Here is a 14,994-nt window from a genome sequence, read left to right as displayed (position 1 = left end):
GATGTCTCAGCCAAGCAGCTTGCGCAGTTCGCTCTGCATCGCGAAGAGGCGCGGCAGCACTTCCTCGATCAGGGTCTGGGAGGAGACGCGCTGGGCCTGCACGCCGACATTGGCGGCCGCCATCACATTGCCGCGGCCGTCGAGGATCGGCACGGCGATCGAGCGCAGGCCGATCTCCAATTCCTCGTCGATCAGCGCGTAGCCCTGCTGGCGCACCTTGGCGAGTTCCTTCATCAGCTCCGACAGCCCGGTGAGGGTCTTGGGCGTATGCTTCTCGCGCTTGGTCGCCTCAAGCCGCCGGCGGGCCTCCTCGTCCGGCAGTGCAGCCAGCAGCACACGGCCCATGGAGGCGCAATAGGCCGGCAGGCGGCTGCCGACATTCAACCCGATCAGCATGACACGGCGCTGGGCGGAGCGGGCGATGTAGACGATCTCCCCACGATCCAGAATCGAAGCGGATGAGGATTCGTGGATCGATTCGGACAATTGTTCGAGGAAGGGCTGGATGATACGTGGCAGCGGCGTCGAGGACAGATAGGCATAGCCAAGCTTGAGGACGCGGGGGGTGAGGCGAAAGAACTTGCCGTCGAACTCGGCATAGCCGCCATGGACGAGCGTGAGCAGGCAACGACGCGCCGAGGCGCGCTCCAGGCCGGTCAGACGCGCGACATCGGCAATGCTCAGCTTGTTTCGCTCCTGGTCGAAGGTTTCGATTACCGAGAGGCCCTTCACGAAACCGGCGATCAGATCCCCGTCGCGAATGCGCAATCCCGAATCCATGAGCCCCTCCGCAACGTGCGATATCCGAACGTACATGTGCGCAGCGCACTTGACCAGTGCAAGCTTGCTAGTGCATAAATTGGGCGTTTTGAGAACACTTGTGCGCTATACGGACAAAATCTTGAGTGGTGAGGAAAGCCTGGAATGGCTGAGTTCCTTGATCTAGCCGCGGCCGTCGAGGCCAACCTTCGCGATGGGGACAGCGTCGCCATGGAAGGCTTCACCCATCTCGTCCCCTATGCGGCGGGGCATGAAGTGATCCGGCAGGGTCGCAAGGATCTCGAACTGATCCGCATGACGCCGGATCTTCTCTACGACCAATTGATCGGCGTGGGCGCCGCACGAAAGCTCAAATTCTCCTGGGGTGGCAATCCGGGGGTCGGATCCCTGCATCGCATGCGCGACGCCGTGGAGAACGGCTTTCCCAATCGCATCGAGGTCGAGGAGCATTCGCATGCCGCCATGGCCAATGCCTATGAGGCCGGGGCGGCAAACCTGCCCTTCGCCATGTTCCGTGGCTACATCGGCGCGGACCTGCCCAAGGTGAACCCTCGGATCCGCTCCGTGACCTGTCCGTTTACCGGCGAGGTGCTGGCGGCGGTGCCTGCCATACGCCCGGATGTCGCCATCATCCACGCCCTGCGCGCCGATCGGGCGGGCAATGTGCTGATCGAGGGTATCGTCGGGGTGCAGAAGGAGGCAGTGCTCGCCGCCCGGCGCTCGATCGTCACGGTCGAGGAGGTGGTCGAGGAGTTCGGCCCGCGCTCGGCGAACAGCGTGATCCTGCCGGCCTGGACGGTTGGGGCCATCGCGGTGGTGCCCGGCGGCGCCTTTCCCTCCTATGCCCATGGCTACTACAAGCGCTCGAACGCCTTCTATCGAGACTGGGACGCGATCTCGCGAGACCGCGACAGCTTCGCCGCCTGGGTCAAGGAAAACATCCTCGCAAAGGATGCAGGCACGTTCGCGCGCTATGCAAGGGCCGCCTGAGGGGATGGAGATGAGCGCGTTCACGCCCACCGAAATGATGACGATCGCCGCCGCCCGGGCGCTCAGCAACGAGGATGTCTGCTTCGTGGGCATCGGTGCGCCGTCCGCGGCATGCAATCTCGCCCGGCTCACCCATGCGCCGGGCATCACGCTGATCTATGAATCCGGCACCATCGCCACCAAGCCTGACGTGCTGCCGCTCTCGATCGGGGATGGAGAGCTGTGCGATACCGCCCTCACCACCGTCTCCGTGCCGGAGATGTTCCGCTACTGGCTGCAGGGCGGACGCATCACCGTGGGCTTCCTCGGCGGCGCGCAGATCGATCGTTTCGCCAACCTCAACACCACCGTGGTCGGCCCCTATGACAGTCCCAAGGTGCGCCTGCCGGGCGGGGGCGGTGCGCCCGAAATCGCCACCAGCAGCGGCGAGGTCTTCATCACCATGGCCATGGGGCTGCGGGCCTTCGTCGACAGGCTGCCCTTCGTCACCTCGATGGGTCATGGCGAGGGCGGCGACCATCGCCGGCGCCTGGGCGTCACCACCAAGGGGCCCACCAAGGTCATGACGGATCTGTGCGTGATGGAGCCCGATCCCGACAGCAAGGAATTGACGGTGGTCTCGCTGCATCCCGGCGTCAGTCGCGAACAGGTGCAGGCGGCCTGCGGCTGGCCGCTGCGTTTCGCCGGGGATCTTGTCGAAACGCCGGCACCGACTGCAGAAGAGTTGACGGTCCTGCGCGATCTCCATGCCCGGACCAAGAGCGCCCATGCGGCGGATTGACGTGACAGCGGATTGAGATGATGGAAGCCTTCATAGCCGGCTATGTCCGCACGCCTATCGGCCGTTTTGGCGGCGCCCTCTCGTCAGTGCGACCGGATGACCTGGCAGCCATCACCCTCCGCACTCTGGCCGAGCGGCATGCCTCGCTCGACCTGGAAGCGATCGACGAGGTGATTCTTGGCTGTGCGAACCAGGCCGGTGAGGACAATCGCAACATTGCCCGCATGGCGAGCCTGCTGGCGGGCTATCCCGTCGCGGTGCCGGGTTCGACCATCAATCGCCTTTGTGGGTCCGGGCTGGACGCCATCGCCATCGCCGCCCGCCAGATCCGGGCGGGCGAAGCCGACCTCATCGTGGCGGGCGGCGCCGAATCCATGTCGCGGGCTCCCTTCGTGATGCCGAAGGCCGAGAGCGCCTTCTCCCGCGCCGCGGAGATCTTCGACACCACCATTGGCTGGCGCTTCGTCAATCCGCTGATGAAGAGCCTGCATGGCGTCGATTCCATGCCCGAGACCGGCGAGAACGTTGCCGCCGAGTTCAAGGTGTCGCGCACTGACCAGGACGCCTTTGCGCTGCGCAGCCAGCAGCGCGCCGTCGCTGCCCAGAAAAGCGGCCGCCTCGCGCGGGAGATCGTGCCGGTGACGATCAAGGGCCGCAAGGGCGCCGGCACCGTAGTGGAAGCCGACGAGCATCCGCGCGCCGACACCAGCCTCGAGGGCCTGTCCAAGCTGCCGACGCCGTTTCGGCAGGGCGGCACCGTCACCGCCGGCAACGCCTCGGGTGTGAATGATGGGGCGGCGGCGCTGCTGGTGGCCTCGGAACAGGCGTGCCGACGCCATGGTCTGCAGCCGATCGCGCGCATCCTCGGGGGCGCTACGGCCGGGGTGCCGCCCCGCATCATGGGCATCGGCCCGGTGCCGGCTTCGCGCAAGCTGATGCAGCGCCTCGGCCTGACGATCGGGGACTTCGGTGTGATCGAGCTCAACGAGGCCTTTGCAAGCCAGTCGCTTGCAGTGCTGCGTGAACTGGGCGTGGCCGATGATGCGCCGTTCGTGAACGCCAATGGGGGCGCCATCGCCCTCGGCCATCCCCTCGGCGCCAGTGGTGCACGCATTGCCGGCTCGGCGGCGCTGGAACTTAAGGACCGCAAGGCGACAAGAGCGCTGGTCACCATGTGCATCGGCGTCGGCCAGGGCATTGCATTGGCTCTCGAGGCCGTGTGATCCTGGGGCGTCGCCCGAAAGGCCTCCCCGGGGATCGAGGGAGGCCCTTGTTTATTGATCGGCTGAACGTGCCTTACGCCGCCTTGGCTTCGAGGCGGTCCATCAGCACGTCGAGCTTGCCCATGATCGCCAGCAGTTTCTCGCGGCGGGCGAGGCCTTCTTCGCCCAGTTCCGCGAATGTCGTGAGCGGAGCGCGAACGTCGCCGACGGGATAGCCCGCCGCCGCGGCCAGCGCCTTGGAATAGCACTGGTGGCCATAGGTCGGATGGCCGGCCGCGATGATGTGATCCATCTCGTTGATCAGCGCCTGGATGGCGCCGGCATCCTCGAGGCGGCCGGCGACCAGGAAATCCCAGATCCGCGAAGAGGCGCGCGGGATATAATTGCCATAGGGATTGACATAGCCGACGGCTCCGAGGCGGTAGCTTTCGACGATGCGTTCACCGGCGAAGACGTTCATCACGCCGTCCGTGAGTTCGACGATGTCGTATACGCGGCCGACATTCATGCTCGCTTCCTTGATGTAGCGCACATTCTCGAAGGCCTTGGTCAACCTGGCGATAAGCGCCGGCTTCATGTCGACATTGGTGGTGACGGGGTTGTTGTAGAGCATGATCGGAAGGGTCACCGCCTCCGAGATCGCCTTGTAGTAGTTGAAGATCTCGTCCTCGGTAGGGGTGTAGTAGTAGGGCGGGGCGATCATCAGCCCGTCGGCGCCCAGTTCCTGCGCTTCCTTGCTGTAGCGAACGGCGTTGGGCGTATGCGCGTTCATGGTCCCGACCATCACCTGCATGCGACCCGCGACATGCTTCACCGACTCCTCGACATAGTGCCGGCGTTCCTCGTCGGTAACGGTGAGGAATTCGCCGGTGGTGCCGAGGATGATCACGCCCGGCACGCCGCAGGCCAACTGCCAATCGAGGAAGCGCTTGAGGGCAGGCACGTCGATGGCGCCACCGTCCGGCGTGAAGGGGGTGACGGTGACGCTGTGACTGCCGCGAAACTGCTTGGCCATGGAAATTGTCCGGTCTGGAAGGTTTATCGGGAGCGCGAAAATTGTGGGCGGTGAACGGATGTGCCGGGACCGTGCTTGCCTGCGCTGGGACAATGTGCCGGTGTTGGGGACATCGTCATCACGAAGAAACGCGTTCACACAGCGAACATTTGTTACTATAGCGAACGAGTTGGTGCAGGCAAGGCCGTTGATGGTTCCGTGAGGCGTTGATGTCGGATGTGATTGTGATCGGCGGCGGTCTCGCGGGGTGTGCCACGGCCTACTACCTGGCCATGGACGGTGTTTCCGTAACGCTGGTCGAGCGCTCCGATCTCAATACCCTGGCTTCGGGTTCCAATGCCGGCAGTCTCCACGCGCAGATCCCGCATGACCCCTTCATCACCAAGGGCGAGGGTTGGGCCCGTGTCTTCTCTCCAACCATCGGCCTGCTCTCGCGTTCCATCGCGATGTGGCGCGAGTTGCCGGCACTGCTCGGCATGGATCTCGAGGTCTCGCTGAAAGGTGGTCTTCTCGTCGCGCCCACAGAGACCCAACTGCGCGATATCGAACGCAAGGTAGCGTACGAGCGGGAGCAGGGGCTGGTGGTGGAACTGCTGGATCGCGCCGCGTTGCGCGAGCGGGCGCCCTATCTGGCCGATCATATGGTCGGCGGTGCCTTCTGTCCCGACGAGGGCAAGGCCAACCCCTTCCGGGTCGCTCCGGCCTATGCGGCGGCGGCCGAGCGCCTTGGTGTCAGGATCCTCCGGCACACCGAGGTCCAGGGCATCACGCGCGAGATGGACGGCTTTGCGCTCGCCACCAGCGCCGGCGTCCTCAGGGCGCCGCGGCTCGTCGATGCCGCCGGTGCCGAGGCAGGACGCGTCGCGGCGATGCTCGGCATCGAGCTCGCCGATGTGCAGGGATTTCCGATCCAGGCGAGCGCCACGGAACAGGTGGCGCCGCTGGTGCCGCACCTCGTCTATTTCACCGGCGAGAAATTGACGCTGAAGCAGAACAATGTCGGCACGCTGCTGATCGGTGGCGGCTGGCCGGCGCGTCTCGGGCGCGACGGCAATCCCGTCGCCGATCCCGACTCGCTCGCCCGCAATCTCGCCATCGCGGTCTCCGTCGTGCCTGCCCTGGCCAAGATTCAGATCGTGCGTACCTGGGCGGCCATCGTCAACGGCACGGATGACTGGAAGCCGATCCTCGGCGAGATTCCGCGCATGCCCGGCTTCTTTGTGAATTTCTTTCCCTGGATGGGCTTTACGGCCGGCCCGATCGCGGCGCGCATCGTCGCCAGCATGGTGCAGGGCAGGGAGCCGCCTATCGATATAGACCTCGGGCCGTTCCTGCCCAAGGCCTGAGGCTTTGCGTGGGCTGGCGCCGGCCTCAATGCCTTAGAATCTTGCTCACGAACTCCTTCGTGCGGGTTTCCTTCGGATTTTCGAAGATCTCCCGCGGCGCGCCGGTCTCGACGATCTGGCCCTTGTCCATCATCACCACGCGGGTGGAGACCTCGCGCACGAAGGCCATTTCGTGCGACACGATCAGCATGGTGATGCCCTCGCTGGCGAGCGAGCGGATGGTATCCAGCACCTCGGTGACGAGTTCCGGGTCGAGCGCGGCGGTGACCTCGTCGAGCAGCAGGATCTCGGGCTTCAGCGCCAGCGCCCGGGCGATGGCGACGCGCTGCTGCTGGCCGCCGGAAAGCTGGTCGGGATAGGAATGATGCTTCTCGCTAAGGCCGACCTTGGCGAGCAGCGCCGTCGCTTCCTTCTCGACATCGGCCCTGGGGCGCTTCTTGATCTTGAGGGGCGCGATGGTGACGTTGCGCATCACATCCATGTTCTGGAAGAGATTATACTGCTGGAACACGATGGCCATGCGATCGCGCATCGCCCGCAACTGGGCCCGCGAGGCATAGTCGACCTGGCCGCCATCGATGCGCACCCGGCCGCCCGTTGGCGGCAGCAGGCCCATCAGCACGCGCAGGAAGGTGCTCTTGCCCGAGCCCGAGGGCCCGATCAGGCTGATCACCTCACCCTTGTTCACCGACAGGTTCACGTTGGACAGAACCGGGACCCGTCCATACGCGCTCGAGAGATTCTCTGCTTCGAGAAGTGGCAAGGCGTTTCTCCAGATAGGCGCCGAGGCGGCTGAGGGGGTAGGACATCACGAAATAGCCGGCGAGCACCACGGCATAGACGAGGAAGGGCGAGAAGCCGCGGCCGACGAACATCTTTCCAGTGAAGGTGAGTTCGACCACGCCCATCTGCGAGGCGAGGGCTGTGTCCTTGATGAACATCACCATGAAGGCAAAGCCGGGGGGCAGGATCACCTTCCAGGCCTGTGGCAGGATCACCGACAGCAGCGTGCGCCAGAAGCCGAAGTTCATCGCCTCGGCCGCCTCGCGCTGGGCCCTGGGCACCGACTCCATGCCCGCCCGGATGATCTCCGACATGAAGGCTGTCGAGACCAGGCAGATCGAGATCAGCGCGATCACGAAGAGCGAGATGCCCTGGCTGATCGCCTGCACCCCGAACATCACGATGAACAGGATGACGAGGAAGGGAATGCGCCGGAAGATCTCGACATAGGTCGTCACCAGCAGGCGCAGCGGCAGCAGCAGCCTGCCATGTGTCGAGCGGATGCCCGCGATCAGGAAGCCGAAGATGAAGCCGATACTGCAGCCGGTGACGGTGAGGGCGAGGGTGGTGCCCATCGCCTGCAACACGAAGATGGCGTTGTAATAGGTGAAGAACTGCGGGGCGTCCGCGAGGATCCGGTCCCACCACATCAGAAGATCCTCGCCTTGACACGGAAGGCCCAGCGCCCGACCAGCGCCAGCGCCAGGGAGGCGACGAAGGTGAGCACGATATAGATGACGGCGATCACCGAAAAGGTTTCGATGGTGCGCAGGTTCTGGGTGGAAATGTTGATGGCCCGTCCCGTCAGCTCCTCCACCCCGAACACGGCGGCGATCGAGCTGCCCAGCACCAGCCAGATGAAGAAATTGCTCAGCGGCGCATAGATCGTCTTGGCGATGTGCGGCAGGATGACGAAGCGCACCATCTGCCAGCCCGACATGCCCAGGACCTGCGCCGTCTCAATCTCCTCGCGCCGCACGGAAAGGATGCCGCCGCGCAGGATGTCGGTGAGATAGGCGCCGGAGTTCACTGTCATGCCGATCACCACGGCGGTCATCGGCGTGAGGACGATGCCGGCGTCGGGCAGGGCGTAGAACAGGAAATAGATCTGTACCAGGGCGGGCGTGTTGGTGAAGAAGATCACATAGGCGTTGATCAGGCGGCGGATCGGCTTGCCGCCATAGACTTTGCCGAGGGCCCCGAACAGGCCGATCAGGGCGCCGAGCCAGAAGGACAGGAAGGCAACTTCGAGTGTCAGCAGGGCGCCGCCGAGCAGATAAGGCAGCTGCGCCAGGACGACACTGAATTGGAACGTGTAGTGCAACGGTAGCGGCCTCCACCTCCAGGCTGGCAGCGGAACAGATTACTCCATTCCTCGGTCAATACAGCATGGTTCCGCCGGGCCCCTCCGGCCCGACGGATCAGGGCGGAGGAGCCGGTTTCTCAAATCAGAAATAGGGACTGGGAACGACAGGCTTCAGCATTGGCTGGCCGTACCACTTCTGCCAGGTATCGTTGACGTAGTTGCTCGAATGCAGGTCGTAGAGCAGTATGTTGAGGAAGTTGCGCAGGCTGTCATTGCCCTTCTGCACGCCGATCGAATCGTAATTGGTGAAGATCGTGTCGTTGAGGGTCCGCCATTTCACGTCGGGATAGTTCTTGGTGAAGGCGAGGAAGAAATCGATGTTCTCGATGATGGCATCGCCACGGCCCTGAGCGACCGCGCGTACCGTGTCGGCATTGTTCTCGACCAGCAGAACCTTGGCATTGGGCAGCTTGTCCTTCAGGAAGTCCACCGACCAGTTACCGCGCATATTCACCAGGGTGTATTTGTCGGAGTTGAAGTCCGTCCACTTCTGGGTGCCGTTCTTGTCGGTGGTGAGCACCGCCATCGATTCCGTGTGCAGCGGCACGGTGAAGTCGATCAGCTTGGCGCGCTCTGCCGACCGGGTGAGGGCGCCGAGCGAGATATCGATCTGGTCCGCCACCAGATAGGGCACGCGCTGGGCGGTTTCGGTAGGCACGAATTCCGCCTTCACGCCGATCGCCGCGGCAATCTTGTTGCCGACATCGATGTCGAAGCCCTCGAACTCGTTGGTCTTGCCATAGGAGCTCATGGGCGGGAAGTTCGGATTGACCCCGATTTTGATGGTGCCCGCCTGGATGATCTGGTCGAGCGAACGCGCCTCGACGGCATGGGCGAGCATGACGGTGCCGAGCAGCGCCGCCGATGCGAAAGAGAGAAGTTTCCGCAGCATGTAGTCGTCCTCCTCCGCCGGCGGAAGCCGGCACGTGATACCCCTCTGCCAGACCGCAGCGGCCCCTCCCGGGCTTCAGCCTCCGATCCGCAAGCGCATGCTGGCAAAACATATGCCCGCCGGTCAACAAAAATGTACGTTATACGAACGTTTGTGCGAAATAAGCACAGTGCGCCTTTGCCACATTGGCGGCGAGGACGCCGTCCGCAGGTGCCGAACGACAGACGGGCGCGGACCTTTTGGAGGCCTGCCAGTCGCTCTCCGGCAGTGATCGCATGCAAGATACAGGCCCGCCGGCCCGCTCGCCTCAGCGGATATAGGTCGCGCCGTTCACGTCCAGCGTGGCGCCGGAAAGATGGCGCGATTTGCCGGTGGCGAGGAAGGCGACGAGGTGGCCGATATCGTCGGGCGGCACCCATTCGCCCATGGCGAGGCCCGCGAAGATCTTGTCGGTGCCGCCCTGGGTCGCCGCGAAGGCCTCCGACATCTGCGTGGCGACGACGCCGGGCGCGATGATATAGGTGAGGATGTTGTCGCGAGCGTGGGCGCGCGCCACCGTCTGGGCCATCGCCTTCACCGCCGCCTTGGAGGCGGCATAGGCCATGGTGGCAGGATTGGTGACGCCGCGCTGGGCGCCCCAGCTCGAAATGGTGATCAGCATGCCGCCGCCGACGGCGAGATAGTGCTTGATTGCGCGGCGCACGAGACGGGCGGGCGCGAGCACATTGACCTGCAGCGTCTCTGCCCACACCGCATCCCAGGTCTCGTCATCTTCCTCGATGCCGCCGTTCCAGCGCATGATGGCGGCGTTGTTGACGAAGACGTCGATCCGGCCGCGCCATTGCTGCGCCTCGTCCCACAGGCGTTCGGCGGCCGCAAGATCATGCAGGTCTGCCTGCAGGAAGAGCTTGCGATCCGCCGGCACGCCGGCAAGCGCGGCCTCGGCGCCTGCGCGGTCAGAGCCATAATGGGCAACGACTTGGGCACCCGCTTCGCCGACGATGCGGGCAATGGCGGCGCCGATGCCCTTGGAGGAGCCGGTGATCAGGATGGTCTTGCCGTTGAGGTCCAGCATGGTGGGCTCCGGGAGTTATCAGGCAAAGCCTGCATCGACAGGCAGCAATTCGCCGCTGATGCCGCTCGACAGGTCGCTGGCAAGGAAAAGAGCGGCCTTGGCGACCTCCTCGGCCGTCGCCAGCCTTTGCAGCGCGTTCCCGGCCGCCAGGCCGGCCAGGGCTTGCTCCTCCGAAGGGCCGCCATTGCGGGCGCGAGTGCGGATGCGCTCCAGCAAGGCATCGGTGGCGATCGGCCCGGGTGCGATGGCGTTGACGCGAACATTGTAGCGGCCGAGATCCTGGGCTGCGGCGCGCAGAATGCCGAGCACGGCGTGTTTGGAAGCGGTGTAGAGCATCTGTCGGGGGTGGGCGACGAACGCGTTGATCGAAGCCATCAGGATTGCCGAGCCGCCGCTAGCCTTCAAGGCAGGCGTGGCGTGCTTGAGCGTGGCGGCGACACCGCGCACGTTCACGGCCATCACCCTGTCCCACTCGACAAGATCGAGGGTCTCTGTCTCGCGCCAGGGTGGCACCAGGCCGGCATTGGCCACGACGACATCGAGACGGCCATGGCGCTCCTGGACGGCGGTTACGGCCTTTTCGAGCGAGGCCTCGTCACCGACATCGCCGGCGATGAAGTCGAAACCCGCGGGCAGCTTCGCGTCTCGGCCAAGCTCTGGCAGGTCGATGGTACTGCCTTTGGCGCCGGCGGCTGAGAAGCAGGAAGCAATGGCAAGGCCGAGGCCCCGAGATCCGCCGGTGATCAGGGCGACGCGGCCCTCCAGAAGGGAATACATGTATGGATCTCGCTCTTTCTGGCGGCAAGCCGAACAGGCTTGCGAATTACCGGTGGCAATGTAAATCTGTGTACAGAAGTTCGCAATGCGAACGCAATGAGGCGGTCTGCCACCGCCCCCTGTCCCGTAACGGTTCCGATCATGTCTCCAGTGCAGCCCGAATCCGATCACCCCGGCAAGACGATCGGGATCGTCGGCGGCGGCAGCATCGGCATCGCTTTCGCCGTGGTATTCGCGCGTGCTGGCCATCGCGTCAGGCTGAGCGAGCCGGACGAGACCCGGCGCGGTGAGGTGCCCGTGATCCTCGCCCGCAAGCTCGAGGACCTCGCGGCCTTCGATCTCATCGACGAACCGGCAGGGACGATCGCGGGGCGGGTCGAAGTCGTGGCCGATATGGCGGAGGCAGTTGCCGGGGCGGTCTATGTGCAGGAATGCGTACCGGAAAGGCTGGCGCTGAAGCAGGCGATCTTCGCCGAGCTGGATCGCCTCGCACCGCCGGCAGTCGTTCTGGCAAGCGCCTCCTCGGCCATCACCGCTTCGGCCTTTGCCGCGGACCTGCCCGGGCGTGATCGCATTCTCGTCGTCCATCCAGGCAACCCGCCCTTCCTGATTCCGGTCGCCGAGATCGTGCCGGCGCCGTTCACCAGCGGGGAAGCCGTGGCCCTCGCGCAGGACCTGCTTGCCGGCGCCGGCATGGCGCCTGTCTTGGTCAACAAGGAAATCGAAGGTTTCGTATTCAACCGCCTGCAGGGCGCTCTGCTCCGGGAGGCCTATTGCCTGGTACGTGATGGCGTGGCCAGCGTCGATGACGTCGATCGCATCGTGCGCGATGGCCTCGGCCCGCGCTGGTCGGTGATCGGACCGTTCGAGACAGTCGACCTGAATACGCAGGGCGGCATCGCCTCCCATGCCGAGAAAATGGGGCCGGCCTATGCACGCATGGGAGCCGAGCGCGGGCAGGACGACCCATGGACGCCGGATCTCGTCGAAAAAGTCACCGGAGAGCGCCGCGCTCTGCTACCGCTTGAGGGCTGGGCGGAGCGCGTGGCCTGGCGTGATCGCCGCCTGATGGCCTTGATTCGCCATCGCAAAGCCGAGCCTGCTGCATGAGCTCCGAGATCCAGATCACCTTCGAGGGCGAAACCGTTCCGGCGCGCAAGGGCGAGAGCCTTGCCGCCTCACTCGCCGCCCATGGTATCCAGGCCTTCCGCACCACCCGCTGCGAGGCTGAGCGCGGCCTGTTCTGCGGCATGGGCGTGTGCCAGGACTGCCTCGTGGAGGTTGACGGCAAGCCAAATCAGCGAGCCTGCATGACCAAGGTGGACGGACCACTCGTCGTGCGCCGCGAAGCACACGCCCGGCCATTGGCTCCGGTGGATGCGGGCCAGCCGCCCATCACGATCGGCGAAGTCGAGGTGATGGAGCCGGAAGTGCTGGTGATCGGGGCTGGGCCGGGCGGGCTTTCGGCCGCTATCGCCGCCCGCAGGGCGGGGGCCGAAGTGCTGGTGGTGGACGAGCGCGGCCAGCCGGGCGGCCAGTATTTCAAGCAATTGAGCGTGGAAGCGCCCGCGGATGCCCCGCCCGATGCCCAGCATCGCGAGGGAGCGGCGCTGATCGAGGAAGCCAGGCAGCTCGGCGTCGTGATCCGGTCCGGCGTCACCGTCTGGGGCGCCTTCGAGCCCAACGAGTTCGCCGCGACCGCCGAAGGGCGCACGCTGCGCCTGCTGCCGAAGGCCGCGATCATCGCGACCGGCGCCTATGAACGCGGCTGGCCGGTGCCGGGCTGGACGCTGCCCGGCGTGATGACCACCGGCGCGGCGCAGACGCTCTGGCGCACCGCACGCCGCCTGCCGGGCAAGCGCGTGCTGATCGCCGGCAATGGCCCGCTCAATCTCCAGCTTGCCGCCGAACTCATCGCCGGCGGCGCCGAGGTCGTCGCCGTGGTGGAATCCGCGCCGAAGCCCGGTGCGGCCCATGCCGGCCTGATCGCCCGCATGGCGCTCGCGGCGCCGCAACTCATCCGGGATGGACTGCGCTACCATGCGGCCCGGCGGTCCGGACGCGCGGCGATGATTCATGGCATGGTGGTGGCCGGGATCGAGAAGACGGCTGCGGGCCTTTCGGTGTGCCTGCGGAGCCAGGATGGCGCGGCGGAGCAACGCCGCGAGGTCGACGCGCTCTGCCTTGGCTATGGCTTCGAGCCTTCGAACGAGCTCCTGCGTGCGCTTGGCTGCGGCCACGACTACGATCCGGTGCGCCGGCAACTGGTCACGCGCCGCAACGGAGACGGGCTCACAGATATCGCCGGCATCTATGCGCTTGGCGATTGCACCGGGCTCGGCGGCGCCCGGGCGGCGCTGGCCGAGGGCATCATCGTCGGGGTGGCCGCCGCCAGGGCGCTCGGGCACCGGCCCGATGTCGGCCTAGCAGGCAGGCTGGCGCGCGCCGGCACCGATCTTGCCCGGCATCGGCGCTTCCAGCGGGCCCTGTGGTCGCTCTACGCCGCCCCCGCTTATTCGGTGAAGCTGGCGACGCCGGAGACACTGCTCTGCCGCTGCGAGGAAGTCACCTTCGGGCAGATCGAGGAGGCACTTTCCGAGGAAATGCGGATGATGGGCGCGATCAAGCGGCGCACCCGAGTCGGCATGGGCCGCTGCCAGGGCCGCTATTGCGCGCCGGTGCTCGATGCCCTGCTGGCCGAACGCTATGGCCGGCCGCGCGACGAGTTCACCGGCTTCGCCCCGCGCGTGCCGGTGAAGCCTGTGGCGATCGAAGACCTCGCGCGTCTGGGATGAGCGCCCTGCAGACGGCCCATCCTCTCCTCCGGGAGATCGATGTCCTCGTCATCGGGGGCGGCGTGGTCGGCTCCTGCCTTGCCGGTTTCCTGGCCGGGGAGGGGCGCGGCGTCGGTGTGATCGATGATGGCCGCATCGGCGGCTCCAATGCCAATGCCGGCAGCCTGCATGCGCAGATGCAGAGCCGCTTCATGCGTCTTTACCCTGAGAACGTAGCGGGCATGGAGCAGCAATTGCCGCTCTATCCCAAGGGCGTGCGCTTCTGGCAGGCGTTGCAGGCCAAGCTCGGCAGCGACTTCGACCTGAAGATGACCGGCGGCTTTATGGTGGCGGAGAGCCAGGACCAGCTCGATTTCCTGAAGGTGAAGGCGCAAAAGGAGCGCGAACTCGGCCTCGATGTCGAGATTCTCGATCGTGCCGCCCTCGATCGCATCGCGCCCTATTTCGGGCCCGCCGTGGTGGGGGCCGAACTTTGCGCCAATGAGGGCAAGCTCAACCCGCTGCTGTGCAATGCAGCCATCCGCCGCTGGATCAAGGATCTGGGCGTCGTGCTGCTCGAGGGCGAGCGTGCAGGCCAGATCCGGCGCGAGGGCGCGGGCTTCACGGTGCAGACCGGGCGAGGGCTGATCAAGGCGGGCCGTGTCGTGCTGGCGGCCGGCTCCGGCAGCGCCGATCTTGGCAGGGACATCGGCGTTGTCATTCCGGCCCGGCCCGAGCCGCTCCACATGAACATCACCGAGGCCACCACCCCGCTGATCGGACATCTGATCCAGCATGCCGATCGCATGATCACCCTCAAGCAGCTCGGCACCGGACAGATCGTCATCGGCGGCGGCTGGCCGGCCCACCTGACCGGCGGGCGAGGCTATCCAACCGTGGAACTGGCCAGTCTCATCGCCAATGTCACGCTGGCGCAGCACATGGTTCCGCGGATCGCGCCCCTGCGCGTTATCCGCACCTGGGCGGGCGTCAATACATCCGTGGACGGGCGCGGCGTGCTGGGTGAAATCGAGCATGTGCCGGGCCTGTTCGCGGCCATTCCCGGCGATGCCGGCTACACGCTCGGGCCGCTCTCGGCCCACATCGTCGCCCAGCTGATGCTGGGCCGTGATCCAGGCGAGGATGTCTCGCCTTTCTCGCCTGGACGGTTTGCCTCGGGCGCCTGAAGGCC

At 65.5% G+C, this 14,994-nt stretch carries 15 protein-coding genes; 7 read left to right on the top strand and 8 right to left on the bottom strand.

What is annotated here, in order from left to right; all coding sequences use genetic code 11:
* Positions 1-6: 6 nt before the first annotated feature.
* Positions 7-762, bottom strand: coding sequence for an IclR family transcriptional regulator (locus ACMDCR_RS27195; RefSeq protein WP_413993745.1), 756 nt, complete (start codon positions 760-762; stop codon positions 7-9).
* A 162-nt stretch (positions 763-924) separates the two neighbouring features.
* Between ACMDCR_RS27195 and ACMDCR_RS27190 the strand changes: the two genes are divergently transcribed.
* From ACMDCR_RS27190 to pcaF, 3 genes are read left to right on the top strand one after another with little or no spacing between them, the layout of a single operon-like run.
* A complete protein-coding gene (locus ACMDCR_RS27190) occupies positions 925-1,770 on the top strand; it encodes a CoA transferase subunit A (protein ID WP_413989607.1) in 846 nt (281 codons plus the stop codon).
* A gap of 10 nt (positions 1,771-1,780) precedes the next feature.
* Positions 1,781-2,551, top strand: a complete 771-nt coding sequence (locus ACMDCR_RS27185; RefSeq protein WP_413989606.1) for a CoA-transferase subunit beta — start codon at positions 1,781-1,783, stop codon at positions 2,549-2,551.
* A 17-nt stretch (positions 2,552-2,568) separates the two neighbouring features.
* Positions 2,569-3,774 (top strand): 3-oxoadipyl-CoA thiolase, encoded by a 1,206-nt coding sequence (pcaF, locus tag ACMDCR_RS27180; RefSeq protein WP_413989605.1) that lies wholly within the window; start codon positions 2,569-2,571, stop codon positions 3,772-3,774.
* Positions 3,775-3,847: 73 nt separating this feature from the next.
* Here the strand turns inward: pcaF and ACMDCR_RS27175 are convergent, their stop codons facing one another.
* A complete protein-coding gene (locus ACMDCR_RS27175) occupies positions 3,848-4,789 on the bottom strand; it encodes a dihydrodipicolinate synthase family protein (protein ID WP_413989604.1) in 942 nt (313 codons plus the stop codon).
* Between the two features lie 209 nt (positions 4,790-4,998).
* Here ACMDCR_RS27175 and ACMDCR_RS27170 point away from each other — a divergent pair, with 209 nt between their 5' ends.
* Positions 4,999-6,135 carry an NAD(P)/FAD-dependent oxidoreductase gene (locus ACMDCR_RS27170; RefSeq protein WP_413989603.1) on the top strand — a complete coding sequence of 379 codons (1,137 nt, stop codon included), beginning with the start codon at positions 4,999-5,001 and terminating at the stop codon, positions 6,133-6,135.
* A 25-nt stretch (positions 6,136-6,160) separates the two neighbouring features.
* Here ACMDCR_RS27170 and ACMDCR_RS27165 read toward each other — a convergent pair whose 3' ends face one another.
* From ACMDCR_RS27165 to ACMDCR_RS27140, 6 genes are all read right to left on the bottom strand, one after another.
* The gene (locus tag ACMDCR_RS27165) at positions 6,161-6,823 is read right to left on the bottom strand and encodes an amino acid ABC transporter ATP-binding protein (protein WP_413989602.1); all 663 of its coding nucleotides are present in this window, start codon (positions 6,821-6,823) and stop codon (positions 6,161-6,163) included.
* A complete protein-coding gene (locus ACMDCR_RS27160) occupies positions 6,810-7,568 on the bottom strand; it encodes an amino acid ABC transporter permease (RefSeq protein WP_413989601.1) in 759 nt (252 codons plus the stop codon). Before ACMDCR_RS27160 ends, ACMDCR_RS27165 begins: the two co-directional genes overlap by 14 nt.
* The gene (locus tag ACMDCR_RS27155; RefSeq protein WP_413989600.1) at positions 7,568-8,242 is read right to left on the bottom strand and encodes an amino acid ABC transporter permease; all 675 of its coding nucleotides are present in this window, start codon (positions 8,240-8,242) and stop codon (positions 7,568-7,570) included. Before ACMDCR_RS27155 ends, ACMDCR_RS27160 begins: the two co-directional genes overlap by 1 nt.
* A 124-nt stretch (positions 8,243-8,366) precedes the next feature.
* Positions 8,367-9,176 carry a transporter substrate-binding domain-containing protein gene (locus ACMDCR_RS27150; RefSeq protein ID WP_413989599.1) on the bottom strand — a complete coding sequence of 270 codons (810 nt, stop codon included), beginning with the start codon at positions 9,174-9,176 and terminating at the stop codon, positions 8,367-8,369.
* Positions 9,177-9,483: 307 nt separating this feature from the next.
* Positions 9,484-10,251 carry an SDR family NAD(P)-dependent oxidoreductase gene (locus tag ACMDCR_RS27145; RefSeq protein WP_413989598.1) on the bottom strand — a complete coding sequence of 256 codons (768 nt, stop codon included), beginning with the start codon at positions 10,249-10,251 and terminating at the stop codon, positions 9,484-9,486.
* Between the two features lie 18 nt (positions 10,252-10,269).
* On the bottom strand, positions 10,270-11,028 hold the full coding sequence (locus ACMDCR_RS27140) for an SDR family NAD(P)-dependent oxidoreductase (RefSeq protein WP_413989597.1): 759 nt from the start codon (positions 11,026-11,028) through the stop codon (positions 10,270-10,272).
* 141 nt (positions 11,029-11,169) lie between these two features.
* Here ACMDCR_RS27140 and ACMDCR_RS27135 point away from each other — a divergent pair, with 141 nt between their 5' ends.
* Genes ACMDCR_RS27135 through ACMDCR_RS27125 form a run of 3 tightly spaced genes read left to right on the top strand, consistent with a single transcriptional unit; the run spans position 11,170 to position 14,989 of the window.
* Complete coding sequence (locus ACMDCR_RS27135) at positions 11,170-12,138, top strand: 3-hydroxyacyl-CoA dehydrogenase (protein ID WP_413989596.1); 969 nt, start codon at positions 11,170-11,172, stop codon at positions 12,136-12,138.
* Complete coding sequence (locus ACMDCR_RS27130) at positions 12,135-13,823, top strand: FAD-dependent oxidoreductase (protein ID WP_413989595.1); 1,689 nt, start codon at positions 12,135-12,137, stop codon at positions 13,821-13,823. The genes ACMDCR_RS27135 and ACMDCR_RS27130 overlap by 4 nt, the downstream gene beginning before the upstream one ends.
* Positions 13,820-14,989: an NAD(P)/FAD-dependent oxidoreductase gene (locus ACMDCR_RS27125; RefSeq protein WP_413989594.1), complete on the top strand. Its 1,170-nt coding sequence runs from the start codon at positions 13,820-13,822 to the stop codon at positions 14,987-14,989. The genes ACMDCR_RS27130 and ACMDCR_RS27125 overlap by 4 nt, the downstream gene beginning before the upstream one ends.
* The last annotated feature ends 5 nt before the right edge of the window (positions 14,990-14,994 follow it).

Source organism: Labrys okinawensis (assembly GCF_047345005.1).
GTDB classification, from domain to species: Bacteria; Pseudomonadota; Alphaproteobacteria; order Rhizobiales; family Labraceae; genus Labrys; species Labrys okinawensis.
The sequence above is the reverse complement of the archived record's forward strand: the minus strand, read 5'-3'. Positions and strand labels throughout refer to the sequence as shown.

Excerpts from the sequence above, each read along its gene's own strand:
- ACMDCR_RS27190 (WP_413989607.1), top strand. The coding sequence starts at position 925 with ATGGCTGAGTTCCTTGATCTAGCCGCGGCCGTCGAGGCCAACCTTCGC.
- ACMDCR_RS27185 (WP_413989606.1), top strand. The coding sequence starts at position 1,781 with ATGAGCGCGTTCACGCCCACCGAAATGATGACGATCGCCGCCGCCCGG.
- pcaF (WP_413989605.1), top strand. The coding sequence starts at position 2,569 with ATGATGGAAGCCTTCATAGCCGGCTATGTCCGCACGCCTATCGGCCGT.
- ACMDCR_RS27175 (WP_413989604.1), bottom strand. The coding sequence starts at position 4,789 with ATGGCCAAGCAGTTTCGCGGCAGTCACAGCGTCACCGTCACCCCCTTC.
- ACMDCR_RS27170 (WP_413989603.1), top strand. The coding sequence starts at position 4,999 with ATGTCGGATGTGATTGTGATCGGCGGCGGTCTCGCGGGGTGTGCCACG.
- ACMDCR_RS27160 (WP_413989601.1), bottom strand. The coding sequence starts at position 7,568 with ATGTGGTGGGACCGGATCCTCGCGGACGCCCCGCAGTTCTTCACCTAT.
- ACMDCR_RS27150 (WP_413989599.1), bottom strand. The coding sequence starts at position 9,176 with ATGCTGCGGAAACTTCTCTCTTTCGCATCGGCGGCGCTGCTCGGCACC.
- ACMDCR_RS27145 (WP_413989598.1), bottom strand. The coding sequence starts at position 10,251 with ATGCTGGACCTCAACGGCAAGACCATCCTGATCACCGGCTCCTCCAAG.
- ACMDCR_RS27140 (WP_413989597.1), bottom strand. The coding sequence starts at position 11,028 with ATGTATTCCCTTCTGGAGGGCCGCGTCGCCCTGATCACCGGCGGATCT.
- ACMDCR_RS27135 (WP_413989596.1), top strand. The coding sequence starts at position 11,170 with ATGTCTCCAGTGCAGCCCGAATCCGATCACCCCGGCAAGACGATCGGG.
- ACMDCR_RS27130 (WP_413989595.1), top strand. The coding sequence starts at position 12,135 with ATGAGCTCCGAGATCCAGATCACCTTCGAGGGCGAAACCGTTCCGGCG.
- ACMDCR_RS27125 (WP_413989594.1), top strand. The coding sequence starts at position 13,820 with ATGAGCGCCCTGCAGACGGCCCATCCTCTCCTCCGGGAGATCGATGTC.